This window comes from Thermalbibacter longus (assembly GCF_023806485.1).
GTDB lineage: Bacteria > Chloroflexota > Chloroflexia > Thermomicrobiales > Thermomicrobiaceae > Thermalbibacter > Thermalbibacter longus.
This window is the reverse complement of record NZ_JAMSLR010000003.1, coordinates 296,357-320,758: the sequence shown is the minus strand read 5'-3', so window position 1 is coordinate 320,758 and position 24,402 is coordinate 296,357. Positions and strand designations below refer to the sequence as shown.

The following is a 24,402-nucleotide window of genomic DNA, read 5'->3' as shown; positions in this document are numbered from 1 at the left end:
GTACCGGCCAGGCTCTGAAGGAGCGGTAAGGGCGAAAGTTCACTCGCCCCTACAGATCAATTGCCCCAGGCGGCATACACGCAGGCGAAGTTCGGCATTCAGTCCCTTCGCGAGCACGCGCGGTGCCCCTCAGAGACTGTGCGCTCAGCCACGGCCTGCGAACGGGGCACGCCGGCCGGCGCCCGCTACAGGTACTCGGCGAACCAGCGCAGGATATGCTGGAGTCGCTCGACCCGGTGCTTAGGCTTGCCCGACCGCGAGAGCCCGTGGCTCTCGTCCGGGAAGCGCACGAACTCCACCGTGCGGCCCAGCTTCTTGAGCCAGACGTAGAGCTGCTCGGCCTGCTCGATGGGACAGCGGTAGTCCTGCTCGCTGTGCAGGATCAGGAGCGGCGTCTTCATCTGCGGCGCGTAGGTGAGCGGCGAGAGCCGCCGGTAGAGCTCCGGCTGCTCCCAGGGCGTACCACCGATCTCGTGCTCGCCGAAGTGGAAACCGATGTCGCTGGTTCCGTAGAAGCTCGCCAGGTTGGAGACGCAGCGCTGGGTCACCGCTGCCTTGAACCGGTCGGTATGGCCGATCACCCAGTTGGTCATGAAGCCGCCGTAGGAGCCGCCGGTGACGCCGAGCCGGCTCGGATCGATGTAGCCACGCTCGATCACCGCATCGACCGCTCCCATCAGGTCGGGCATGTCAGCCTCGCCCCAGGCACCGCGCGTGCAGGAGAGGAACTGCTGCCCGTAGCCCTGGCTCCCGCGGGGGTTTGTGTACAGGACGGCGTAGCCTTGCGCGGCCAGGAGCTGGAACTCGTGGAAGTAGACGTTCCCGTACATCGCGTGTGGCCCGCCGTGGATCTCCAGCACGAGCGGGTAGCGGACGCCCTCGCGGAATCCGATCGGCTTCATGATCCAGGCGTGGATCGGCCGGCGGTCTTCGCTCGCGCTCGGCAGCCAGACCTCCTCCGGCTCCGAGAGCTCGACCGTCGCGAAGAACTCCTCGTTCACCCGCGTCAATCTGCGCTCGCCCGAGCCATCCGCCGAGCAGACGATCACGTCGCAGGGATTCAGCGGCTCTGAGACGGTGCAGGCGATGAGCGAGCCGTCCGCACTGAGGCTAAAGTCGACTACCCGGCGCCGGCCGCCGACGACGAGCTGCGGCTCTCCCCCGCCGGCCGGGATCCGGTAGAGATGCACGTTGCCCTGGTCGCTGACCTGCGTGTAGATCCATCGCCCGTCCGGCGCCCAGATCGGCCCTGGCTTCGAGCTCGCCGCCGTGTCGGTCAGCACCTCGTCTTCCACCGAGCGGTCGAGCGCGGAAGTGAGGCTCGCCGGCTCCCCGCCACCGGCGGCAACCGCCCAGAGCTGGTGATTGCGCGACGAGCCAGCAAAGGGCTCGCGATGCCCGGTGAAGGCCAGGACGGTGCCGTCCGGCGACCAAACCGGCTTGAAGAAGTAGGCGGCGTCGCCAGTCGCCACCGGGCGCGGCTCCCCGCCGCTCGCCCGCACCGCCCAGATCTCGCTCACGGTGTTGTACTCGCGGTCCGGCGTCCGGTTGGAGACGAAGGCGATCTCGTGGCCGCTCGGCGACCAGGCCGGCCAGCTCTCGTCGAAGTCGCCGGACGTGACCTGCCAGGGCCGACCGCCGTCCACCGGGACGCACCAGATATGCGATCGCTTTTCGTCGAGGAAGCCGGGAGTGCCGTCGGAGCGGTAGCGGATGCGCGTGATGCGGACGACGTCGGTCTCGGGCTCCGGTTCCTTCTCCGGTGGCTCGGCAGTCTCTGCCTTCGTCACCACGGCGAGGGTCGTGCCGTCGGGCGACCAGGCGAAGTGGGTCACCGGCTCCGGGAAGCGGGTGAGCTGCTGGGCCTCACCGCCCCCCAGGCTGATCAGCCAGACCTGATCCTTGCCCGACCGGTTGGAGAGAAACGCTAGCCGGTCGCCGCGGGGCGACCAGCGCGGGAAGCTGTCGCGGGCATCGGCTGTCGTGAAGCGGACCGGCTCGCCGCCGGCCACGTCGACGAGCCAGATCGAGGACCGGTAGTCGTTGCGCTCCCGATCGAGCACCGTGCGGACAAAGGCAACGCGCTGCCCATCCGGCGAGATCTGCGCGTCGCTCACTAGCGCGATCTCGTAGATGTCCTCCGGTGCCAGCCGCCGCTTTCCAGTGCGCTCTTCGGCCATCGCCTTCCCTCTCCCTCGCTCTCGCGCCGCGGACCATGCTAGCACAGCCTGCGCTCGCGAACACTGCGTGCGGAAACGGAGACACGAGAACCGGAGGCAGGGGCGCTGCAGGCCCCGTGCCGCGATGCCCCGCGCAGTCACCGGCGCGAAGCGACGGCCGCGAGGCGGGGTCAGTGCACGGCCTCGTCCAGCCCGCGCTGGCGCAGGACGAGCGCGCGCAGCCGGCCCAGGATCTCCTCGCGCCGCACCTGGTAGCTCTCCTCGTCGATCTCCCCGGCGGCCCGCTGCTCGTCCAGCCGGTTGAGTGCCGCCGCCAGCTCCAGCCGCTCGTCCCCCGGTACCGGTTCGGCCGCAGGCGATCGCTCTTCCGCCTCCGCGCCGGCATCTTCAAGCACTGGCTCTGCCGGGGCACGCCGCTGCCTCAGGAGCTGGTAGGTGAGCACGCTGGCGATGACCAGCCCGATCCCAGCTACGACCGCAGCGATCAGCGGGCCGAGCGGGAGATCGAGCAGCCCGCCGCCAGCGCGCGGGAGCTTCGAGACCTGTACCGTCATCCGATCGCCGACCACTGGCCCGTCGATCGAGAAGACCTGGTACGAGACACCGCTCACCTCGACCGTCCCGCTGTCTAGCAGCGAGCGCGAGCTGAGCTCGTACGTCCCCTCCCGCACCAGCACGCGCAGCGTGCCTGTCGGCATCGCGGTACCGATCGTCAATGTGGCGCGCGTGCCGGAGTAGGGCACGCTGTAGCTGAGGACGACGTTGTGCGTGCCCGGCGGCAGCGGCCCCGTCGTGACCAGGGTGCCGTCCGCCTCGAGCCGCGGCTGGCCGTAGTCGAAACCCGGCTGCGGGCTGATCTCCAGCGCGCCTTCCGGGAGCGGCAGCCGCAGGACGGTGCCGTCCGGCCCTCCGAGGTAGGTGCGGTCGCTCTGGTTGGTTACAATGACGATGTCCATGATGTCGATGGTCTTCAGCTCCGGCGCCGCGCCCGCGACGACCAGGGAGCGCGAGCCGATGCTGGCGACGCTGGGGTCGGTCGTGGTCTCGTAGACCGTGATCTCGGTTTGAGTATCGGGATTCTGGGTGAGCTGGATCATCGAGCTCGAGTACTCGACGCCCTGGTAGGTCACGACGGCGAGGTAGGCCTCGCCATCGGCAACTGGGAGATCGGTGAACGTGAACCGTCCATCGGCGCCGACCGTCGCGGTGTACTCCTGGGCCAGTTCCATCCCGCGGAAGCGCCGCAGCGTGACGGTCAGCCCCTCCACGTCCCCGCCGCCCGCGGTGCCGTTGCGCACGACTCCGCTGATCGAGCCAGTCTCGGCCGCTGCGACCGGCCAGGGCAGCACGCTGAGAGCGAGGAGGAGCAGGATGAGCATCCGACGCATCGACGAGCCGTGTCTCCCTCACGCGACATCGCGGCGCATCCGGGCCGCGCCGACCGCCAGAAGTGTAGCAGGGTCACGCGGGCCCGATCCCGGCAGCGAGGAGGCGAGTCTTCGCTACGCGGTATACGTCGTCTACTCGGCCAGCCACTCATCGAGCGGCGGGACGCGCGGATCGACCTGCCGCAGCTCGTAGTACGGGATCGCCGGCCGGTAGATCTCGAAGATCCGGCGCAGCTCGCCGACCGGCTCCTCGTGCAGGTCGACACGCAAGTCGACTCGCGCGAAATCCTTCCGGTCGTAGACGACCAGCGCCGCCGAGCGCTGCCCTTCCGGCTGCCCGCCCGCATCGCGCCCCGCTTCGATACTTCGGAGCAGTCGCTCCTCGAGGTCGAGAGAGGGATCGGCCAGGTAGGCCCGCTCCATCGCGTCGACGACCTGTTCGCTGGCGATCGCGTTGCCCAAAACCACGTATCCATCACCGACGCGGTGGCCGCACCAGTGGCGGTTCATCGCGCCGGTGCGTGCCGCAGCGAAGCCGTCGTCGTCGACCACCCCGAGCTGGCGATACTCGTGGTACGGGTCGGCCCGCACCAGCTCCTCGATGACCGCGGGCGCCTTGTAGCCGAGCTCGAGCAGTTTCAGCGCCGTGTGACCGAGCCGCTGGTCGGCGACGGCCATGATGGCGACGGCTCCCAGCCGCGCGCGCACGAACGGCACGCGCACGCCGACGGCGTAGGAGTGGGTCGCGGTGGCGATCCCGAGCATTCCGGTACGGGAACACCGGCCGATCACGGTGAACGTCATGGAGACCTCCTTCGGATGCGGGCAGTGCTCAGGACATAGTAGGACAACGAGCCGATCCGGGGAAGTCGGGATCGTGACCGATCAAGGGGCTGCCCGATTCCGGAGGTTGGCCCTCGGCGGCATGGCGTTAAGCCGTAGCCTGCTCGGCGCTGTCCTAGTCGCGGCGACTGAACGCCAGGCCCCAGCAGCGAGGCCGGAGCCGAGCGCGAGCGCTGACGTGTCGCCTGCGCGCGCCTCCGCTCAGCCCGCGGCGAGGGCTTCGGCCGGACGAGTCGCCGGCGCGGCGGCGTAGGCGCGGTCGAGCACCTCGATCAGGTGCAGCACCGGGATTCGTTCCCCGCGGGCCCGTAGCCCGGCCTGGAGCTGTAGCATGCAGCCAGGGTTGGCCGAGACGATCGCCTCGGCGCCGGTCGCCAGCGCGTTGTTCAGCTTGCGGTCGAGCAGCGTGGAAGCCATCTCTGGCCGCAGCAGGTTGTAGATCCCCGCGCTGCCGCAGCAGAGCGCCGACTCGGCCATCTCCACGAGCTTCAGCTCGGGGATCGCTTCCAGGAGCGCGCGTGGCTGCCTAGTGATGCGCTGGGCATGAGCAAGGTGGCAGGGTTCCTGGTACGTCACCGTCATCGGAAGCGGGCCGGGTTGAGCCGAGAGGCCGCGCTCGGCGAGAAACTCGATGGCGTCCCGAACCTTGGCTGAGAAGGCCCGTGCCCGCTCGGCGTAGTCGTGGTCATCGCGCAGCAGGTGCGGGTACTCCTTGAGCATGGCCCCGCAGCCGGCGGCGTTGACGATGACCGCGTCGATATAGGGGCTGCCGAGCGCGTCGATGTTGCGGCGGGCCTGCCGGCGCCCGCTCTCGGGGTCGCCACCGTGGACATGGAGCGCGCCGCAGCACCCCTGCCCAGGAATCAAGGCGACATCGAACCCGTTGCGCGTCAACACCCGGACAGTCGCTTCGTGGACGTGTGCATAGGAGGTGCCCATTACGCAGCCGACGAACAGCGCCACCCGGCCGCGTCGCTCTCCGAGAGCCGGGTAGAAGCTCCCATCGGCGACCACGAACCGGTCGCTGATCTCCGGCATCAACCGGTCGGCGTGCTCCATCCCCAGGAGGCGCAAGATGCCGCTCCGGCGGGCCAGCGCCCGCAGACCGCTCCGCTGGTAGAGCCGGAGCAGCCGGTTCGCGGCCCGGAAGCGTCGCATGTCGCCCAGCAGCACCTGGAATCCCAGGAAGCGGAAGAGGCGCTCCTTGGCCGTCTGCGGCCGGTGCTGGACGAGTTGGGCCCGCGATGCCTCCAGGATCTCGCCGTAGCGCACTCCGGACGGGCAGACCGCCTCGCAGGCCCGGCAGTTGAGGCAGAGCGTCATCTCGTCTTCGAAGAGCGGATCGAGGAGATCCAGCCGCCCCTCGGCGATCGACTTCATCAGCCAGATGCGACCGCGCGGCGACGAGCGCTCTCGCCCGGTCACCCGATAGGTCGGGCAGACCGGCAGGCAGAACCCGCAGTGGACGCAGGAGCGAATGACGTCGAACTCGGGGACATCGTGCCCCTTGAAACCGTGGAGGACAGCGCGTTCCTCTGCGACGACCATCGTGCTCGCTCCTCGATCCAGCTCGAATGCTGCCTACAGCCGCCCGATGAACCGGCCCGGGTTCAGGATCCTGTTGGGGTCGAACGTCTCCTTTAACGCCCGCATGACCGCGAGCCCGGCCGGCTGCCGGCCGAAGACGTCGGTGTCGACCTTGACGCCCGGCGGGGCGGTCAGGAGCGTCGCGTGAAGCCCCAGCCCGGAGAGCCGCTGCCACGCGAGCTGCAAATCCTCGTCGCGCTCGGCGGCCAGCGTCGCGTAGCAGAGCCCGGAGCCGATGTCCAGCAAGCGGGACAGCTCGACGACCAGGCCGGTGCGCGCTCGATCGATCTCCTCGGCGAGCCGCGGCAACTCTGACGGCGTCTGGCCGATGCGGACACGAATTGCGCGACCCAGCCGGCCCGCCCCGATCGACCCGCCGACCTCAGTCCAGAGCCGCTCGCTCTCGTGCCCCTCCAGCACCTCCACCCGATCGGCCGCCGGCCGGACGACCTCGCTGATCCGGTCCGCCTGGCGCTGGACAGCGGTGGCCGGCCCCTCGCAGCGCAGCGACACCACCCAGCCCGGCATCTCCAAGCCCACGCCTTGGGCCGACAGGGCATCGAGCAGGACGATCGCTGTCGGGGCAAGCTGCGAGAAGCGCACCTGCAGCGCCGCCTCAGCCGCATCGGACAGCCGGCGATAGGCAGCGACGACGGTGCGCTCCGCCCGGGGCTTGGGAATGACCTTGAAGTTGAGCTGCACGATCACGCCGAGCGACCCCAGCGCCCCGTAGTGCAGGCGCATCATGTCGTAGCCGGAGACGTTCTTGACGACCATCCCCCCGCCGCGGGAGAGCTGCCCGCTCGGCAGGGCGAACGTGATCCCGATTAGGAGATCGCGCAGCGCGCCGTAGCCGTAGCGGCGCGGACCGCTCAGGCCGGTCGCCACCAGGCCACCGATTGTCGTCCGGTCGGCGGTGGGAAAGTCGACGGGCAACATCTGGCCGTGCGCGCCTAGCTTCGCGCCCAGCTCGCCGAGCGTGCAGCCAGCCTGAACCGCGACCGTCAGGTCGTCCGGCTCGTACTGGACGATCGCGTTGAGCTTCCGCAGGTCGATCGCGAGGTCGAAGGCTCGGGGCAGGTTCCCCAGGCCCATCTGCGTGCCGCCACCCCACGGTACCGTGGCCAGCCCTGCCTCGTTGGCCAGCGACAGGATCTCCTGCAGCGCCGCGGGGGAGTCCGGGGCTACGACGAGCTGCGGCGTCAAGCCGTCGACCTCGTAGGCGGCCGGCTCCTGCCGCGCGCCTAGTGTCGCGATCCGATCCAATGCCTGCTGCAAGACTGCGCGATCAGACAAACTCGATCCCTAACCGTTTCGCCATCGCCTGCTGGCGGATGGCGTTGACCTCGCCACAGGAGAAGCCGGACGGGAAGACCTTGTCCGGGTTGAAGAGCTCGCGCGGGTCGAAGCTCCGCTTAAGCCCGGCCATCGCGCACAGATCCTCGGTGGTGAAGATCAGCGTCATGTAGTCGCGCTTCTCGAGCCCGATGCCGTGCTCCCCGGACAGCGTGCCACCCACGTCGACGCAGTACTGCAAGATGTCCGTAGTGCAGCGCAGCACCCGCTCGATCTCCCCGGGCACGAAGCGGTCGAAGAGCACCAGCGGGTGCAGGTTGCCGTCGCCAGCATGGAAGACGTTGGCGATGCGCAACCGGTACTCGCGGCTCAGCTCCTCGACCGTGCGCATCGTTGGCGGGAGCTTGGTGCGCGGCACCGTCGTGTCAACCAGGTAGTAGTTGGGGGCCAGCCGGCCCATGGCGCCGAACGCCGACTTGCGCCCGAGCCAGAGCAGCTCGCGCTCGCGCGGCGTCCTGGCCACCCGCACCTCGGTGGCGCCGCACCCGCGGCACAGCTCGACGACGCGGTCGGCGCTCTCGGCCACGATCTCGGCCAGACCGTCGAGCTCGATCAGCAGCACCGCGCCGGCATCTTCCGGATATCCGGCATGGAACGCCGCCTCGACGGCCTTGATCGTGAGATGGTCCATCATCTCCAGCGCAGCCGGCAGAATCCCGGACGCGATGATGGCCGACGTAGCCTGGGATGCCGACTCGAGGTCGGCGAACGCGGCCAGGAGCACGTTGACCGCCTCCGGCAGCCGGGTTAGCCGCACCATCACCTTGGTGACGATCCCGAGCGTGCCCTCGGAGCCGACCAGGACGCCAGTAAGGTCGATCCCTGGGCTCTCCGGGGCCGGGCCGCCAGTCCAGATCCGTTCGCCGTTCGGAAGCACCACCTCCAGACCGAGGATGTGATTCGAGGTGACACCGTACTTGAGACAGTGAGGCCCGCCGGAGTTGTTGGCGACGTTGCCGCCGATGGTGCAGGCGCGCTGCGAGGACGGGTCGGGAGCGAAGAAGTAGCCGCGCGGCTGGGTCAACTGGCTCAGCTCGAGGTTGATCACGCCCGGCTCGACGATGGCATACCCGTCCCGCTCGTTGATCTCGAGCACGCGGTTCATCCGGGTCATCACGACTAGGATGCCGCCCCGAACGGCCAGCGCGGCACCGGCCAGCCCCGTGCCGGCCCCGCGCGGAGTGACCGGCACGCCGAACTCGTTCGCCAGCTTGACGATCTCCTGCACCTGGTCGGCAGTGCGCGGCAGGACGGTGATATCCGGGCGATGGTGCCCTGCGAAGACCTCGTCCGAGGCGTCGTACTCGTACACCAGCAGCTCGTCCGGATCGTCGATGATGCCGTCCGGGCCAACGATCCGGAGCAGTCGTTCTTGGAGAGCCTGGCGGTCCATAGCGTACTCCCGTCAGAGCGGTGGCGCTTACCCAAAGTATGCGCCAGCCGCCAGACGACGGCAATCGGCACCTACATGCCTGAAGGTCCGATCGGTTAGCCCCCGAGGGGCATCTCCCGAGCAACCGGCCCCAGGGTCACGGCTCCCTGCTCGGCGAGCTGCTCGATCTGGTCGTCCTGATAGCCCAGCTCCCGCAGCACTTCCGCTGTGTGCTGCGCAAGTAGCGGCGGCGGCCGGCGGATCACCGGCGGCGTGAGCGAGAGATCGACCGCGGGGCCGATCAGGGGGATATCGCCGGCGTGGTCGTGGTGGACAGTCCGCACGATGCCGAGGTGCTTCACCTGCTCGCTCTCCAGCGCCTGCCCGATCGTCCAGATCGGCCCGCAAGCTACTCCCGCGGCGCTGAGACGCTCCACCCACTCGGCCACTGTCCCGGTCGACAGCGCCTCGTTCAGCATCGAGTGGAGGATCGGCCGGTTCGCGACCCGGTCAGCGTTGGTGGCGAAGCGGGGATCGGCCACCCACTCCGGATGGCCGACGACTTCAGCCAGTCGCCGCCACATCTGCTCGCTGGCGATGGCGATGTTGAGCATGCCGTCCCGCGCCTTAAAGGCGCCGTAGGGCGCAGCGACGGGGTGGTCGTTTCCCTCCGGCTGCGGGTCGCCGCCACCAGCCAGATAGCGACCGGTCTGGTAGGTCAAGATGCCGATAATCGCCCCCAGGAGAGAGGTGTCGACGCGCTGGCCGAGGCCAGTGCGCTGCCGCTCGACCACCGCGGCCAGGACGCCGTAGGTGGCGAACAGCGCTGCCAGGATATCGCCGATGGCGACGCCGACGCGCAGCGGGCCGCTCTCCCGGGTGCCAGTGACGCTCATCAGCCCCGACATCCCCTGCGCTACCTGGTCGTAGGCCGGCAGGCCGGCAAATGGCCCTGTCGGGCCGTAGCCGGTCACCTGGCAGAAGATGAGTCCCGGGTTCGCCTGGCGCAGCGACGCCTCGCCCAGCCCGAGCCGCTCCATCACGCCTGGTCGGAAGTTGGTCACGATGATGTCGGCGCGCTCAGCCAGCCGGAGCGCGATCCTGGCGCCCTCCGGCGTCTTGAGGTCGATCACCGTGCTCCGCTTGTTGCGGTTGACCGAGAGGAAGTAGGGGCTCTCCCCAGCGACGAAGGGCGGGCCATAGCCGCGGGCCGGGTCACCACCCGGCGGCTCGACCTTGATCACGTCCGCCCCGAGGTCGCCCAAGAGCATGGCGCAGAGCGGGCTGGAGACCGCCTGGCCGAACTCGAGCACGCGGTAGCCTTCCAGCGGTAGCGGCACGGCGCGAGCGTCCTCCATCCGGCGTCTCCTCCTCCACTGCACAGGATCGCCAGCCACGCATGCGCGGCCATCATACCAGCCGCTGCCTGCGGTCGGGCAGCGCCTGCAAGGCTCGCGCTGGGACGTCGCCACCACAAGCTTCGACGCCTGCGATGGTGTGAGGTTACTTTACCTGTGATACAGTGCCGCCAGATCGACAGCGTAATGGAGCCACGGGATTCCAGTCGTTATTCAGTGCGCGCCGGTGACGCTATCAGGCGGTTAGGAGCGGCCAGAGAGGGGTAAAGATGAAGGCAGGCGCGATTGGCCCGCGGTGGGCACTCGTGACGGCTGTGCTGCTCCTCATCGCGATGCCGGTATCGCCCGGGGTGCACGCGGCGACGCAGTCTGGGACATGTTTCTCAGACTCGTCTACGAGTGGGCTCCTCAGCGGCCGAACCATCATCGTCGACCCAGGGCACGGAGGGAGCGATCCAGGGGCTGTCAACACCGCCACCGATCCTGATCTTGTGGAGAAGACGCTGAACCTCGAGATATCTACGATCCTCAAGGATCTCCTGGTGGCCGACGGGGCGAGGGTCTGCCTGACGCGAACGGCCGACGAGACCCTCTCGAACGCCGACCGCTACACCTTCGCCAACGCGGAGGGCGGCGACGCGCTGGTCTCGATCCACCTCAACAGCGTCTCGAATGCGGACGTGGACTACACGATGACGATGTGGGGCAAACGCAGTAAGGATCTTGCCCTCGCCCAGGCGGTGCTGACGAAGCTGGTGAGTGGCCTGGCCACATTCCCTGATGGGGAGGACTCGCCCATCGACTCCGGCCGCGTGGCGCAGTTCGCGTCCGGCGTGCTCTTGAAGTCGAACATGCCGGCGATCATCGTCGAGGCCGTCTTCATGTCGAATACCCAGGAGGCCAGCTATCTCGCCGACAGCACCCAGGGCCGGGAAACGCAGATCGCGCAGGCGGTACGCGACGGGCTGGTCGCCTTCTTCCAGCAGCAGGGCGGCAGTGACGGCGGTGGCGGAAAGGGCAACGGCAAGGGCGGCGGCAAGCCGTAGCCATAGTCGCCTCCCGCCCCAGCCAGGCATCCCGCTGGTGACTCAGGCGTGTCGGTCGATCCGAGCAGCAGAGCCGTTCGCGCCTGGCACGGCTTCAGAGCGAGGATCGCTGGTAAGGATCGAGCACGTCGCGCAAGCCGTCACCGACGAGATTGATCGCCAGCGTGGTGATGAAGATGGCCAGTCCCGGCAGCATCGGCAGCCACCACTCAGCGGGATTGAACATGAACGCCTGCGATTCGAAGAGCATGTAGCCCCAGGACGGCGTCGGCGGCTGCACGCCCAGGCCCAGGTAGCTCAGGAACGCCTCGGTGATGATCAGCCGCGCGATCTGCACGGTACCGATGACGATGATCGCGTTCACCAGGTTCGGGACGATATGCCGCCCGATGATGCGCAGGTCAGTCAACCCGATGACCCGAGCGGCAGCGACGAACTCGAGCGCCTTGATCCGGCTCACCTCCACGCGCACGACCCGGGCGTAGATCGGCCAGGAGCCGATCCCGAGCACCAGCACCACGTTGAGAAAGCTCGGCCCCAGCACGGCAATGACCGCCAGTGCCAGCAGGATGAACGGGAACGTCATCATGATGTTGACCAGCGTGGAGATCACCCAGTCGACCTTCCCGCTGTAGTAGCCGGCCAGGATGCCGAGGCAGACGCCGATTGCGGTGGCGACCAGCGTCGAGAGCACACCTACAGCAAGCGCCACGCGCGCGCCGTACATCAGGCGTGTGGCGTAGTCGCGCCCGACGCCATCGGTGCCGAGCGGGTGCTCCCAGGAGCCGCCGAGGAAGACTGGTGGCTGCAACCGCTCGACGATCCGCCCCTCGGACGGCGTGTAGGGGGTGAGCACCGGCGCGGCGATCGCAATGAGCAGGAGGAGGAGCAAGACGAGTCCCCCGAGCACCGAGAGCCGTAACTTCCAGGCTGCCCGGAGCCAGTCTCGTAGCGTCCGGCGCCGGGCCAACCGAACCGGCATCTCCGCCAGAGTAGCCCGCGTGAGTGCTTGTCCCCGGGGCTCCGCCGTCGCCATGGCTCCTCCGGTACTCGCGCTAGAACCGTATCCGCGGATCGATAATGCCGACGATCACGTCGATGGCCGTGTTCACGACACTGATCATGACGGCGATCGTGATCACCGCCGCCTGCGTCACCGGGAAGTCCGCGTTTCGTATGGAGTCGACCGTGAGCTGGCCGATGCCCGGCCAGGCGAAGACAGTCTCGGTAATCACCGCCCCACCGAGCAGTTGGCCGAACTGGAGACCGAGGACGGTGATCACCGGGATGATCGCGTTACGGAGCGCGTGCCGGGTCAGTACCACGCGCTCGCGCAACCCTTTGGCCCGGGCAGTACGCACATAGTCCTGCGTCAGCGCATCGAGCATCCCCGAGCGCACGAGCCGCTCGGTGACCGGCGCGAGAAAGACGCCCAGCACCAGCGTCGGCAGGATCAAGTGTTTCAGCCGGTCGATCCCGAACTCGCCGTATCCGGATGGCGGCAACCATTTGAGCTGGACGCCGAACAGGATGATCAACATCAGCCCCAGCCAGTAGATCGGCATCGCCTGGCCGGCCACGACGAAGACTGTCGCGATGTTGTCGATGATGCTGTGCCGCTTGTAGGCCGACAGGATCCCCATCGGGATAGCGATCAGGATCGCCAGGACCGTCGCGCTCGCCGTCAGCAACAGCGTCGCCGGGATACGCTCGAGGACGAGCGAGAGTGCCGACTTCTCGACGCGGAACGAGTTGCCGAAGTCACCACGGATAGCCTGACCGAGGAAATCGGCGTACTGCACGAGAATCGGCCGGTCGAAGCCCATCTGTCTCCGGAACTCTTCGCGCTGTTCCAGTGGGGTATCCAGCGGCAGCAGGACGCTGGTGGGATCGCCGATGACGTGGGTGATCACGAAGACGATGACCGAGATCCCGAAGATCGCGATGACCATCTGCGTGAGCTGGTGCGCCAGGTAGCGCGCCATAGTCCTCCTCGATCCGTGTGGGGCAGCGCTAGGTCAGGCACCGCGCGACGCTCCAGGCCAGCAAGCTCTGCCCTTCGTTCGGGCGACCCCGAAGCTACCCCGCTTGCCGCCGATCTGGTGTCCTAGCAAACCACCCTCATGCCTTCGGCTTCGCCAGGAAGATGCGGTCGATCTCGTCGACCGCCGGCGTCCAGTCGACCTTGTTGCTCACTCCCCAGACCGCGTGGAAGCCCCACTGGAAGATCACCGGCGCCTCGTCCCGGACGATGCGCTGGGCCTTGGAGTACAGCTCCTTGCGCAGGTCCTGGTCCAGCGTGCCGCGAGCTTCCTCGATCAGCTTGGCGAACTCCTGGTTCTCCCAGTAGTTGTAGATGGTGCTGGGATGGAACATGTCCCAGTAGAGCCCGTCGGCGTCGAAGACCGAGTACGAGCCCCAGTTCCAGTTCCACATCGGGCCGGCTTTGCCCTCCGTCACCATCGAGACGTGGACGTTCGTGTCGCTCACCGTCTCGAACTTGGCGCGAATGCCCACCGCCTCCAGGTCGCGCTGGATCGCCTGGTCCACCTGATCCTGATTGGGCATCGACGAGGGGCCGCGTAGCCAGCGTGCCTCGAAGCCGGACTCGAACCCGGCCTCTTTGAGCAGGGCGCGGGCCTTATCCGGATCGTACGCGTGCGGCTCGATCGCGGGATCGAAGCCGAAGTGCATCGGGTTGAGCGCCGCCGGCGCGCGGTCGCCGCCGGGCTGGAGCGTCTTGATGTAGCCCTCGATGTCCACCGCGTGGTTGGCCGCGTGTCGCACCCGCACGTCCTGGTAGGGGTTGGGGCCCGTCCGGCCCTTGCAGTCCAGACCGATGAAGCTCGTGCGCAGGATGCGCTGCGTCTTCGTCGTGGCCACGCCCGACGCATCGACCGTCTTCATTTGGTCGAAGGGCACCACGCGGATGATCTCGACGTTACCCGCGAGCAGCTCGGCGAGCTGGGTCGGTACCCCTGGGATGATGCGGATGATGAAGTCCTTGAACGCCGGCTTGACGTCGGGGTTCCAGTAGTCGTCGTTCCGCGTCAGGACGATCTCCTGACCCCGCTTCCACTCGACGAAGCGGTACGGCCCGCTGCCGATCGCGTTCTCCGCCAGGTACGCGTCGCCCTTCTCCTGGGCGAGCTTGTGCGGGATCATCTGGAAGTTCTGCAGCCGCTCGGTGAAGATCGGGTACGGCGCTTTGGTGATCACATGCACCGTGTACTCGTCGATCACCTCGACTCCCGCGATCGCCGCATGATTCCCGATCTGCGGGCTCTTCTGCTCGGGGTTGATGACCCGCTCCCAGTTCCACTTGACCGTCTCGGCCGTGAAGGGCTCCCCGTTGTGGAACTTCACGTCCTGGCGTAGCTTGAGCTCCCACTTGGTCGGCTCGATGATCTCCCAGCTCTCGGCCAGCCAGGGGACGATGCGCAGCGACTGCAAGTCACGCACGCCGAGGTTGTCGTGCGTGTGGTAGAAGGTGATGATCCCCGTCCGCAAGAGGTGCATGTGCGGATCCATGGTCGGCAGATCCGAGTCGAACGCGAGCCGGATCAGGCCACCTTCCTGAGTAGCCGGTGACGGCGCTGCGGTCGGAGCCGGCGCCGCACCCGTGGCCGCAGTCGGTGACGCGGCGCCAACGGGTTGCGTCGGGGCCTGTGTCGCCGCCGGTTCCTGGCGGCAGGCCGCCAGGACCGAGCCGAGAGAAGCAGCCCCCGCCCAGACCAGCGCCGCCTGGATCAAGGTGCGGCGGCTGATTAACCCCTTTCGGTAGAAGTACTGCCAGCGCGCGAAGTTCTCGTCGTAGAGGTCATTGGGATTCACCGGCATGGCCCCCTCCTCACCGATAAAACCCGCTGAACCAGCACGCTGCTCGGCATCCCAGCCGCGCGCTGCTTGTTGGAGAGTTCGAGCGCATTCTAGTGGGAGGCACAGAGCCTGTCAATCGGCACGGCCAGCAATCTGCGGGCGCGGGTGGTGACAACCCGCCGAGCGTCGCAGGTCCGTCCCTATGGCCGAGCGTCACCCGCTGAGATGCCGGACAGCCCGGTTGCATGCCGCCCGCGGAGGTTCAGCGCAAGGCGGTAGACCGCCTGCCGGCTGGCACCCGTCGCCCTCGCTACTTCCCGCGCCGCCGCGCTCGCCGTCCGCCCGGCTGCGATCTGCTCCTCCAGGAGCGCCAGCAGTTCGGCCTCGCCTGGCGGATGCGTCGTCTCCTGCGGGGAACCGATCACCAGCACGAACTCCCCGCGCGGCGCCTCGGCCTCGTAGCGACGCAGCGCCTCGCCGATCGTCAGGCGCGACACCTCCTCGTGCAGCTTGGTCAGCTCGCGGCAGATCGCCAGCGGTCGATCCCCGAGCGTCGCCTCGAGGTCGCGCAGCGTCTCGCGGAGCCGATGCGGCGCCTCGTAGAGGACCAGCGGGAACGGCAGCCCAGCTAGCGACTCCAATTGCCGGCGCCGCTCGCTCGCCCGGCGGGGTAGGAAACCCAGGAACAGGAATCCGTCCTCGACTAGCCCGGAGACCGCTACCGCCGCGGTGACCGCCGACGGGCCAGGCACCGGCACGACGTCGAAGCCGCGCGCCGCCGCCTCGCGTACCAGCACCAGCCCGGGGTCGCTGATGCCAGGCATCCCGGCGTCCGAGATCACCGCGACATCGTGCCGCTCGAGGGCCTTCATCAGTTCGGCGACCCGGCCAGGCGGGCTGTGCTCGTGGAAGCTCACCAGCTTCGTCTGGATGCCGTAGTGGCCGAGGAGCTTGCGCGCGTGCCGGGTGTCCTCGGCGGCGATCAGCGGCACCTCACGCAGCGTGCGCAGCGCGCGCAGGGTGATATCCTCCAGGTTGCCGATCGGCGTGGCGACTAGGTACAGCGTTCCCATCGATTCCCGCCGTTGCCGGTCAGGCAATGCCGGCTATACTTCACATCATGTACGGACAACCGCCGTCTTCCCGAGACAGGGAGCCTCGAGGATGACCGATTCCCAGGAGAGCGGCCGGAACCAGCGCGCGCAGTCCTCGTCATTGTACCGGAAGTACCGGCCCCGCTCGTTCGACCCGGCCGAGCTCGTCGGCCAGGAGCACATCGCCCGCACGCTTCGCAACGCGATCGGGTTGGGCCGGATCGCCCATGCCTATCTTTTCTGCGGGCCACGCGGCACGGGCAAGACCAGCACCGCGCGCCTGCTGGCCAAGGCCGTCAACTGTCTCGATCCGGATCCCTGGGCTCGGCCGTGCAACGCCTGCGCCGCCTGCGAGGCGATCAACGCCGGCTCAGCCGTCGACATCGTCGAGATCGACGCTGCCTCCAACCGAGGGGTCGACGACGTGCGTGACCTGCGCGAGAAGGTGAAGTACGCGCCGAGCCAGCTCCGGGTCAAGTTCTACATCATCGACGAGGCGCACCAGCTCACCCGCGACGCCTTCAACGCCTTCCTCAAGACGCTGGAAGAGCCACCCCCTCACGTCGCCTTCGTCCTGGCCACCACCGAGCCAGATAAGCTGCCCGATACGGTCGCGTCTCGTTGCCAGCGCTTCGACTTCCACCGTATCCCGCTCAGCAGCATGCTCGCCCGGCTCCGCTGGGTCTGCCAGCAGGAGGAAATCGAGATCGACGACGATGCCCTGGCGCTCATCGCCCAGCAGGCGACCGGCAGCCTGCGCGACGCCCTCGGCTTGCTCGAGCGAATGGCCCTGTTCGCCGAAGGGGCTGAGGGCAGGACGCGGATCACCGCCGAGGCGGTGCGCCAGGCCCTGGGGTTGAGCCGGGATGAGCGACTGGCCGGCCTGGTCGACGCGCTGATCAGGCGCGACGCCGGTGCCGGGCTGCGGATCATCGCCGAAGCGGCGGAGAACGGTGAGGATCTGCAGCAGTTCGGGCGTCAGATTACTGGCTATCTGCGGACGCTGCTCCATCTGCGGGCCGGTGGTCGTGACGATCTCGCCGATCCGGCAGCCCGCGAGCAGGCGGAGCGGTTCAGCCTGGCTGAGCTGGCCACGCTGCTGCGCATCTACAGCGGCCTGGAGCTGGTCCTGCCGCGCTCTGGCCTCGACCCGCAGCTCCCGCTCGAGCTGGCGACGGTCGAAGCCGTGCTCCGGCTCGGCGGCGAGCCGGGGGTGACCACCCACTGGCGAGACGCTACGAGCGAGGCTCAGCCCCCAACACAGCCGGCAACGGCCAGCCGCACGCCGCGCGCCCCCGAGCCGGCTCCGGCGACCGCTGGGCCGGCCAGCGGGCCAGCAGTGTCTCCGCGGGAGCCGGATCCCGACTTCACCGCGCGCGAAGACGCCCCGCCGATGCCGCAAGCCGTGGCGCACAGCGCGGGTAACGGGGCGGTTCCCCGAGAGATGGCAACCACCCGGGCCAGCGCTGGCTCCGACTCCGCGAGCGAGGCCGCGGTGCTGGAAAAGCTGATTGCGAGCTGGGCTCAGATCCGGCGCGAGGTCAAGGCATCCCGGTCCCAGACGGCGGCGCTGCTCACCTCGGTCGATCCGGCGCTCGTCGCCGGGGACGACGTGTACCTGGTCTCCCCCTACGAGTTCCACCGCTCGAAGCTCAACGAGGAGGTACACCGGCAGCTGGTCGAGTCCGTGATCAGCCGTTACCTCGGGCGCGCGTACCGGGTCCACTGCGTCGCGCCCGAGGAGGTCCCGGCGATCGCGCCGGCTCAAGCCGGCCCGAACCCCGAGCCAGCCGGCACGGCGTCGATGCCGGATCCCGCAGCGGAGAGCCAGGCGACCCACTCAGCCAGGAGCCCGGCGGACGAGGCGCGGCTGCGGGCGGCCAAGAGCATCTTCGACGCCGAAGAGATCGGGTGAAGCCAGGCTTTACGTATGAGTAAGCGTGCCTGCGAGAATATCGATACTCTGCTCCCTGGCGGCGACCCGAGGGCGACCACTACGGCTCCAACAGCGGCAGTTGCTGTCCCCGACGGAGAGATCCGCCAGCGCGGTCGGCGTCCCATCCAACGGAGCTCGGCCTCTGCCTCATCCGGCCCAGCACCCGCCGCTTCCAGTCTGACTCCCGCCGCGCCGCATCCTGCAGCCGTTTCCTCGCTCGCGCAGACCGCGCGGCAGTCCTGCGAGACGACTAGATAGCCGAGTGACCTACCCGAGAGCGCCGCGTCGGTAAGCGACGCGACAGCGCTCGAACAGCTCGTTACGCGCTCGAGCGCGATCCGGCGCGAGGTTCGCGCGATCAACGCCAATGGTGCTCTACTCGTCGATACCGAGCCACGGATCGTGCGCGGCGAAGAGGTCGTCCTCATCGCATCGTACGAATCCCACCGCAGGCACATCGTTGAGCAGCCCGGATTCCGCAAAGCTATCGAGCAGGTACTTTCGCGCGCTGGGCCAGCACTGTCGGGTTGCCTGTCTCACCCCCGAAGAGCTTCCATTCCTCAACACTCAGGGCACTCCCTCAGAGTCAGGGCAACCGGCCGGCGGGCCTGAGAGGGTGGTGCCCCAGCGGAGCCGTGTGGAAAAGCACCGCTCCCCCCGGGCGACCAGCACAGGCTCGAAGCCGCGAGGTCGATCTTCGACGCCCGCGAGATCAGCTGACCCAGCCTTGCCTCTACAGCCTCAGCTCCCCGCTGCGACGTGCATGACCGCTACTGCGGTGTCCGCATCGCACTGCGGCTGGTCTTCTCTCCACGTCGCCAGCGCAGATCGGCATTAATCCTGGGTTACGCAACCGGGGCTAGCACGATGGCGGCCTGAACAAATCGCCGAGCTCAGCCATCCGCCAATTCAGCATCGAAACTCTTGGCATTTCGCTTGCTCTCCCTTATGCTAGCTAAGGCAACCACTGCATGCCCTCCACAGGTCTTCTCTGTATCCACCTACTCCTCGCCCATAGGTAGCATGCGGCGCAAGGAAGGAGGCAAGGCAGATGAGCGTCGGCTAGCCCGTGAAGCCTAGCAGCGATCAATAACTACTGAGTCCAGACTCACATGGTGAAAGGGATATTAACATGATGCGTGTTCTTCGCTCGCTTCCTGCGATCATCTTCCTCGCAATATTCACCACGTACTCTGCCGCAGCAGCCGAGCCGACGCGAGATTTACAACCCGGTTTCTCAGATTCCGCGAACCATGCAGGCGGCAGTCAGACCCCACCTCCCGCTTTGGTAACACCATCAATGGTAGAGCAGTCGTCACGTGTGCGGCGAACTGGGGAGCAAGTGACACCGCTTGCAAGCACATGGGGGAACACCCAGTATTGGTTTAGCGTCACCTGGTCATCAGGTGATAGCCGACTTACCGATTACACAAGTTGGAACTTCTTCAAGATAAACGGGCGCAGCGATTTGTTCTATGTCGAGGCCGTTGGGTCAGCGTACAGTCACCAGTACTGGGAGCTGACTCGATTTGAGCCCTGGATCCGCTCTAATACGAGTCCAGCTCGGTTAGTTGATTGGGACCCAGCCGGTCAAGTCCGTGCCTCAGATGGACAAACCATCACTTTTTCACTCACCTATGCAGGAACTGGCATCTCCACGACTTTCCCCGCAAGTTCCGACACTTACAATCCATTTCCTTGGAGTACCCACTACAGCCTGGAATGGCGAGGGAGAAAGACACCCTATAATACCGTTGCGAACCGCTATGTCACCCGCTGGGCCAATGGAGAGCCCTGGGGTATGGAAATGGCCAATTGTGGCCGGGGACTTTTCCAATGGGGAAACTGCTCAAACAGGTAGTGCATATCCCACCGGAAGACAGTGGCCAGCCGGGTAAATCAGGGGGAGGGAGCACCCCCCCTCCCCCTCACGCGCACAGCTGCTAAGTCCTGCACATTTTAAGTCCTGGAGGCTTCATGATTACTCTGCGGGCGAAAAAGTATCTAACCAATTCACAACTTCTGCTTCTTCTTGGCATATTCCTATTTGCCATCTATCCATTATGGTTAACTGCTACCCAACGGGCTGACTCCCATGATACATCGCAAGCAGCAATTCGAGTAGGTCTAACAAAGCCTATAGAAACAACCCTTCCGATTGACTACCCGTGGCCATCAACTCGAACGATTAGTGCAGCGGTACACCGCGGCTTACATTCAACCGATGGCGACGGTCGCCCCTTACTTGTTGAGTCTATTCCAACCTTGGACAATGGTGGGGTTCGGTATGAGGGGACACGAGTCACCATCACATATCACCTTCGCAACGGTCTACGGTGGTCAGATGGGAGGGCCGTCACGTCCTCGGATGTCAAGTTCACCTTCAACTTCATGGAACGAGTAGCCAACACAGCTGGTAGTCAACACTCAGCAGTGGAACGCATCGATACTCCTGATGACCGAACAGTCGTCGTCACCACACGACCTGGCCGTCCGCTAGTCGATCTCGACAGGTTACTAAGCGGCGTAGTCCTGCCGGAGCACGTATTGCGCGGAATGACCAAGGAAGATCTGGACACTAGCATCTTCCCTCTTCGCCCAGTTGGCCTCGGTCCTTATGTGGTCACAGAATGGCGTTATGTTGGAGAGACTTCAGAATATGACAGATCGGGAGTAAAAGCTGTTTCACCAAATGACCTCTGGCCAGCAATTCAGGTTATCACTCTGGAGGCCAACCCCTTTTTCGCTGGGAGAAGACCAGCTTCTGAGCGCATTATTGTTAGCGTAATTCCTGACGAGCGGCGACTAATCGAAGAGTTTATCTCGGGGACAATAGATATAGTTTCTGACGATTCTCTGTTAGTATCATTGGAAGAAATAGATCGAATCCAGATCGACGGTCTTGTTGCTACTGCACCGGGCTTCAAATGGGAACGGCTGGACTTTAACCTTCAGCATCCAGCCCTTGGGGATTCTCGGGTCAGAAAGGCCATCGCACATGCTATCAATCGTGAGCGTCTGGTGAATGAGGCTCTGGGTGCGTTCGGTTCCGTGATGAGCAGTTGGCTGCCAAGCAGTCACTGGGCTCATACTCCTGTGCTCCAGGAATATACATATGATCCCGGCTATGCCTCACGCCTCTTGAGCGAAGCAGGCTACGTATCTGACAAGGACGGCTTCGCCTCGCGCAACGGTCAGCATCTCATGCTTACGCTCTATGTGGCGACGGGCAACGACGTTCGATGGCGCGTCGCGAACCTTATCCGTGATGATCTTAGGAACATTGGGATCTCAGTTACCGTCAGACCGATTGCTGCCGAAGCCCTCTTAGGACCACGTGGATTGTTAGCCTCACACACATTTGATCTCGCACTCTTCTCGTGGGAAATGGACACTATAGAGTCAGATGCTATTAATCTTTGGCACTCAGCAAGCATTCCTAGTATCTCTAATAACTGGCACGGCGATAACTTCTCTGGCTGGACTCATCCTGCCAATGATTCGCTTCTTGAGAAGAGTGCTGCTGCCCATACCCTTACAGAGCGGTTTACGATATATCATAGACAGCAGGAGCTCTTTGCGTCGTCCCTTCCTGTCCTACCACTATTCGAGTATCAGCGAGTGGCTCTAGTAAGCTCACGAATTGAGGGATTCTCGCTTCTAGCTGGGCAGATGTCATGCATGTGGAACGTCGAGGAGTGGCGCCGGGTTGGTAACGAATCCTAGGGCGAGTGTGGCTCGTATAACGATGAAGTTAGCCTGGAATCCCAGGGAGGTGCGGGATGCATCGAACACGTGTGCTGTTGCTGACTGTCGGGACCTTCGCACTGGTGAGCGGTGCTGGTTGTCTCGCGACGTGGTTTCCCTCTGTGCCTACCGCAACGCCTCCCCCGGCTGAGGTCGTCCGCGGGGAGGTGTACGAGTTCGAGAGCTACCTCGACCCGAACTGGGCTTTCCGCCTCTCGATCCCGAAGAGCGCGACCGTCAGCGTCTCCGACGATGCCCGGCGCGTCCTCATCGACGACAGCGAGTCACCGGTCTGGGGTGGAAGCTTTCGGATGGTCGTGGAGGTCGTGCCCGAGGTCGACGCGGCCACGCCAGAGGCGTTGCTCCAGCAGGTCTTGCAAGATGTGCCGGGCAGGTCGATGCCCCGCGAGTTCGCCGTCGATGGCGGCCGCCTGCCGGCGGCGATGGTGAGCTTCGACCCCGGCGCCGGCAGGCACTGCGAGCAGCGCCGCGCTGTAGCCGCCGGCTATCTCGCAAGCAGAACCGGCTTCGTGGTACGGATCGAGACCGACGCGCCCGACCGATGTGACGCCACAGCGCTCCCGGAAATCGAGCTCGTGATCGAGAGCTTCCGCGCTCCCTGACGAGCTGGGGCACCAGGGTCACCACTGAGGCGATCCTCGACCATCGCCTAGCCTCTATAATCCAGGGGTGGTTCGCCGAGACCGAAGGTGCCATCTCGCTCGCGGTTCGGCACCAGCCTCGCGATAGAAGGGAGGGCGTGGGATGGTCGAGCGGCGCTTCCCCGACGGGTTCCTCTGGGGCACGGCGACAGCCGCCTATCAGATCGAGGGCGCCGTCGACGAGGACGGGCGCGGCCCCTCGATCTGGGACACCTTCAGCCACACGCCGGGCAAGACGTTCGAGGGCCACACCGGTGACGTGGCCTGTGACCACTACCACCGCTGGCCGGAGGACGTCCACCTGATGCAACAGTTGGGCGCGCCGGCCTATCGCTTCTCCATCGCCTGGCCGCGCATCCTTCCCCAGGGTACCGGGCAGGTCAACCAGCGCGGCCTGGACTTCTACGATCGGCTAGTCGATGCGCTGCTCCAGGCCGAGATCACGCCCTTCGTCACGCTCTACCACTGGGACCTTCCCCAGGCGCTGCAAGACCGCGGTGGCTGGGCCGCGCGGGAGACGGCCGAGGCCTTCGCCGCCTACGCCGACGTCGTGGCGCGGCGACTGGGCGATCGCGTCAAGCACTGGATCACGCACAACGAGCCCTGGGTTGTGGCTTTTGTTGGCCACTTCCTCGGCGTCCACGCTCCGGGCATCCAGGATGCCCGCATCGCGATCCAGGTGAGCCACCACCTTCTGCTCTCGCACGGGCACGCGGTGCCGGCCATCCGAGCCGCTTCGCCTGACGCGCAGGTCGGCATCACGCTCAACCTCTCGCCGGTGCGGCCAGCTACCGAAGCCGAGGAGGATCGGCTGGCAGCCCAGCGCTACGACGGCTTCCTGAATCGCTGGTTCCTCGACCCCCTCTTCGGTCGCGGCTACCCCCAGGACATGCTGGCGACGTACGGCGAGCTGGCTCCCACGGCCCAGACGGGAGACCTGGACGCGATCGCCGTGCCGATCGACTTCCTGGGGGTGAACTACTATACGCCCGCATTCGTCCGGTACGATGCTTCCGTGTTGAACCCGCTGAAGGCAATCCTGGTCCCACCTGAAGAACTCCAGGCAGCCGGCTACGAGCTCACCGAGATGGGTTGGGCTATCGTGCCCGACGGGCTCTACGAGCTCCTGATCCGCCTGCAACGCGACTTTGCGCCGTCGACGATCTACATTACCGAGAACGGAGCCGCCTTCGCCGACCAGCTCGAGGACGGGGCAGTGCGTGATCCGAAGCGGATCGCCTTCCTACACGACCATTTCGCGGCCGCCCACCGCGCGCTGCAAGACGGCGTGCCGCTCCGCGGGTACTTCGTCTGGTCGCTGATGGACAACTTCGAGTGGGCACACGGCTACAGCAAGCGCTTCGGCCTGATCTACATCGACTACGAGACACTCGAGCGGATCCCGAAGGAGAGCTACGCCTGGTACTCCGAGGTCATCCGGGCCAACGGGCTCGTCCAACTCGGGCAGTAGGCTCGCCCGAACGCCCGATGATGCGGTTCCAGCCAGGTCGGGCACGGGGGATGCCTCAACGGCGCCGGCTGATCACGAGCGGCCAGTCACCCCCACCCTAGAGTCGGCTCAGTGCTCTCGTCAGCCACTGCACAGCTAATTCGCCTTCGGGGCCGCATGGCGCAGGGGCGGCGGTAGGGAGCGTACGCGTGCTACACTCCGTACCAGTCCGCCGCTCGGAGGGATGCGGACCAGGGAGGTAGCCGATGCGGCTCAGCCGAGAAGTTGTCGACCACGTGGCGATGCTGGCCCGGCTCGGGCTGACCGAGGAGGAGCGTGAGCGGATGCGCGAGCAGCTCTCCTCCATCCTCGAGCACGTCAATCTGATCCAGGAACTCGACACCGAGGCGATCCCACCGACCGCGCAAGTGATCACACTGCAGAATGTCTGGCGCGAGGACGAGGTTCGCCCCTCGCTCCCGGTCGAGGACGCGCTCAAGAACGCGCCCGACGCCGAGGACAACATGTTCAAGGTCAACGCCGTGCTCGAGCAGTCGTGACAGG

The 24,402-nt window shown here is 66.2% G+C and carries 17 protein-coding genes; 6 read left to right on the top strand and 11 right to left on the bottom strand.

All coding sequences use genetic code 11. The features are described from left to right. Positions 1 to 185: 185 nt before the first annotated feature. The 7 genes from NET02_RS06335 to NET02_RS06305 form a co-directional block, all read right to left on the bottom strand. Positions 186 to 2,180, bottom strand: a complete 1,995-nt coding sequence (locus NET02_RS06335) for a S9 family peptidase (RefSeq protein WP_284056542.1) — start codon at positions 2,178 to 2,180, stop codon at positions 186 to 188. Positions 2,181 to 2,350: 170 nt separating this feature from the next. Further along, a complete protein-coding gene (locus tag NET02_RS06330; RefSeq protein WP_284056541.1) occupies positions 2,351 to 3,568 on the bottom strand; it encodes a hypothetical protein in 1,218 nt (405 codons plus the stop codon). Positions 3,569 to 3,700: 132 nt separating this feature from the next. Then, complete coding sequence (locus NET02_RS06325) at positions 3,701 to 4,372, bottom strand: DUF1028 domain-containing protein (RefSeq protein ID WP_284056540.1); 672 nt, start codon at positions 4,370 to 4,372, stop codon at positions 3,701 to 3,703. Between the two features lie 240 nt (positions 4,373 to 4,612). Continuing rightward, on the bottom strand, positions 4,613 to 5,959 hold the full coding sequence (locus NET02_RS06320; RefSeq protein WP_284056539.1) for a (Fe-S)-binding protein: 1,347 nt from the start codon (positions 5,957 to 5,959) through the stop codon (positions 4,613 to 4,615). A gap of 33 nt (positions 5,960 to 5,992) precedes the next feature. Next, complete coding sequence (locus NET02_RS06315) at positions 5,993 to 7,294, bottom strand: FAD-binding oxidoreductase (protein ID WP_284056538.1); 1,302 nt, start codon at positions 7,292 to 7,294, stop codon at positions 5,993 to 5,995. Then, positions 7,287 to 8,747 (bottom strand): FAD-binding oxidoreductase, encoded by a 1,461-nt coding sequence (locus tag NET02_RS06310; protein WP_284056537.1) that lies wholly within the window; start codon positions 8,745 to 8,747, stop codon positions 7,287 to 7,289. Before NET02_RS06310 ends, NET02_RS06315 begins: the two co-directional genes overlap by 8 nt. A 95-nt stretch (positions 8,748 to 8,842) precedes the next feature. Next, positions 8,843 to 10,084, bottom strand: coding sequence for a CaiB/BaiF CoA transferase family protein (locus NET02_RS06305; protein ID WP_284056536.1), 1,242 nt, complete (start codon positions 10,082 to 10,084; stop codon positions 8,843 to 8,845). Between the two features lie 269 nt (positions 10,085 to 10,353). Here NET02_RS06305 and NET02_RS06300 point away from each other — a divergent pair, with 269 nt between their 5' ends. Further along, positions 10,354 to 11,130: an N-acetylmuramoyl-L-alanine amidase family protein gene (locus NET02_RS06300; protein WP_284056535.1), complete on the top strand. Its 777-nt coding sequence runs from the start codon at positions 10,354 to 10,356 to the stop codon at positions 11,128 to 11,130. A gap of 94 nt (positions 11,131 to 11,224) precedes the next feature. Here NET02_RS06300 and NET02_RS06295 read toward each other — a convergent pair whose 3' ends face one another. From NET02_RS06295 to rsmI, 4 genes are all read right to left on the bottom strand, one after another. Next, on the bottom strand, positions 11,225 to 12,166 hold the full coding sequence (locus NET02_RS06295) for an ABC transporter permease (RefSeq protein WP_284056534.1): 942 nt from the start codon (positions 12,164 to 12,166) through the stop codon (positions 11,225 to 11,227). 19 nt (positions 12,167 to 12,185) lie between these two features. After that, a complete protein-coding gene (locus NET02_RS06290) occupies positions 12,186 to 13,115 on the bottom strand; it encodes an ABC transporter permease (protein ID WP_284056533.1) in 930 nt (309 codons plus the stop codon). A gap of 136 nt (positions 13,116 to 13,251) precedes the next feature. Next, positions 13,252 to 14,970 carry an ABC transporter substrate-binding protein gene (locus NET02_RS06285; protein WP_284056532.1) on the bottom strand — a complete coding sequence of 573 codons (1,719 nt, stop codon included), beginning with the start codon at positions 14,968 to 14,970 and terminating at the stop codon, positions 13,252 to 13,254. A 179-nt stretch (positions 14,971 to 15,149) separates the two neighbouring features. After that, the gene (gene rsmI, locus NET02_RS06280; RefSeq protein WP_284056531.1) at positions 15,150 to 16,022 is read right to left on the bottom strand and encodes a 16S rRNA (cytidine(1402)-2'-O)-methyltransferase; all 873 of its coding nucleotides are present in this window, start codon (positions 16,020 to 16,022) and stop codon (positions 15,150 to 15,152) included. A gap of 91 nt (positions 16,023 to 16,113) precedes the next feature. Here rsmI and dnaX point away from each other — a divergent pair, with 91 nt between their 5' ends. The 5 genes from dnaX to gatC all read left to right on the top strand — a co-directional run bounded on the left by dnaX (position 16,114) and on the right by gatC (position 24,398). Beyond that, positions 16,114 to 17,958, top strand: a complete 1,845-nt coding sequence (gene dnaX, locus NET02_RS06275; protein WP_284056530.1) for a DNA polymerase III subunit gamma/tau — start codon at positions 16,114 to 16,116, stop codon at positions 17,956 to 17,958. A 1,998-nt stretch (positions 17,959 to 19,956) separates the two neighbouring features. Next, positions 19,957 to 21,705: a peptide ABC transporter substrate-binding protein gene (locus NET02_RS06270; protein ID WP_284056529.1), complete on the top strand. Its 1,749-nt coding sequence runs from the start codon at positions 19,957 to 19,959 to the stop codon at positions 21,703 to 21,705. Between the two features lie 56 nt (positions 21,706 to 21,761). Further along, positions 21,762 to 22,349, top strand: coding sequence for a hypothetical protein (locus tag NET02_RS06265; RefSeq protein ID WP_284056528.1), 588 nt, complete (start codon positions 21,762 to 21,764; stop codon positions 22,347 to 22,349). Between the two features lie 142 nt (positions 22,350 to 22,491). Further along, positions 22,492 to 23,859: a GH1 family beta-glucosidase gene (locus NET02_RS06260; RefSeq protein ID WP_284056527.1), complete on the top strand. Its 1,368-nt coding sequence runs from the start codon at positions 22,492 to 22,494 to the stop codon at positions 23,857 to 23,859. A gap of 245 nt (positions 23,860 to 24,104) precedes the next feature. Then, positions 24,105 to 24,398: an Asp-tRNA(Asn)/Glu-tRNA(Gln) amidotransferase subunit GatC gene (gatC, locus tag NET02_RS06255; protein WP_284056526.1), complete on the top strand. Its 294-nt coding sequence runs from the start codon at positions 24,105 to 24,107 to the stop codon at positions 24,396 to 24,398. Positions 24,399 to 24,402 lie beyond the last annotated feature (4 nt).

What these genes read in the sequence shown, in the direction of transcription:
- NET02_RS06295 (WP_284056534.1), bottom strand. Translation starts at nt 12,166, where the DNA reads ATGGCGACGGCGGAGCCCCGGGGACAAGCACTCACGCGGGCTACTCTG.
- NET02_RS06285 (WP_284056532.1), bottom strand. Translation starts at nt 14,970, where the DNA reads ATGCCGGTGAATCCCAATGACCTCTACGACGAGAACTTCGCGCGCTGG.
- gatC (WP_284056526.1), top strand. Translation starts at nt 24,105, where the DNA reads ATGCGGCTCAGCCGAGAAGTTGTCGACCACGTGGCGATGCTGGCCCGG.
- NET02_RS06320 (WP_284056539.1), bottom strand. Translation starts at nt 5,959, where the DNA reads ATGGTCGTCGCAGAGGAACGCGCTGTCCTCCACGGTTTCAAGGGGCAC.
- NET02_RS06325 (WP_284056540.1), bottom strand. Translation starts at nt 4,372, where the DNA reads ATGACGTTCACCGTGATCGGCCGGTGTTCCCGTACCGGAATGCTCGGG.
- NET02_RS06300 (WP_284056535.1), top strand. Translation starts at nt 10,354, where the DNA reads ATGAAGGCAGGCGCGATTGGCCCGCGGTGGGCACTCGTGACGGCTGTG.
- NET02_RS06290 (WP_284056533.1), bottom strand. Translation starts at nt 13,115, where the DNA reads ATGGCGCGCTACCTGGCGCACCAGCTCACGCAGATGGTCATCGCGATC.
- NET02_RS06330 (WP_284056541.1), bottom strand. Translation starts at nt 3,568, where the DNA reads ATGCGTCGGATGCTCATCCTGCTCCTCCTCGCTCTCAGCGTGCTGCCC.
- NET02_RS06310 (WP_284056537.1), bottom strand. Translation starts at nt 8,747, where the DNA reads ATGGACCGCCAGGCTCTCCAAGAACGACTGCTCCGGATCGTTGGCCCG.
- dnaX (WP_284056530.1), top strand. Translation starts at nt 16,114, where the DNA reads ATGACCGATTCCCAGGAGAGCGGCCGGAACCAGCGCGCGCAGTCCTCG.
- NET02_RS06335 (WP_284056542.1), bottom strand. Translation starts at nt 2,180, where the DNA reads ATGGCCGAAGAGCGCACTGGAAAGCGGCGGCTGGCACCGGAGGACATC.
- NET02_RS06260 (WP_284056527.1), top strand. Translation starts at nt 22,492, where the DNA reads ATGGTCGAGCGGCGCTTCCCCGACGGGTTCCTCTGGGGCACGGCGACA.
- NET02_RS06270 (WP_284056529.1), top strand. Translation starts at nt 19,957, where the DNA reads ATGATTACTCTGCGGGCGAAAAAGTATCTAACCAATTCACAACTTCTG.
- NET02_RS06305 (WP_284056536.1), bottom strand. Translation starts at nt 10,084, where the DNA reads ATGGAGGACGCTCGCGCCGTGCCGCTACCGCTGGAAGGCTACCGCGTG.
- NET02_RS06265 (WP_284056528.1), top strand. Translation starts at nt 21,762, where the DNA reads ATGCATCGAACACGTGTGCTGTTGCTGACTGTCGGGACCTTCGCACTG.
- rsmI (WP_284056531.1), bottom strand. Translation starts at nt 16,022, where the DNA reads ATGGGAACGCTGTACCTAGTCGCCACGCCGATCGGCAACCTGGAGGAT.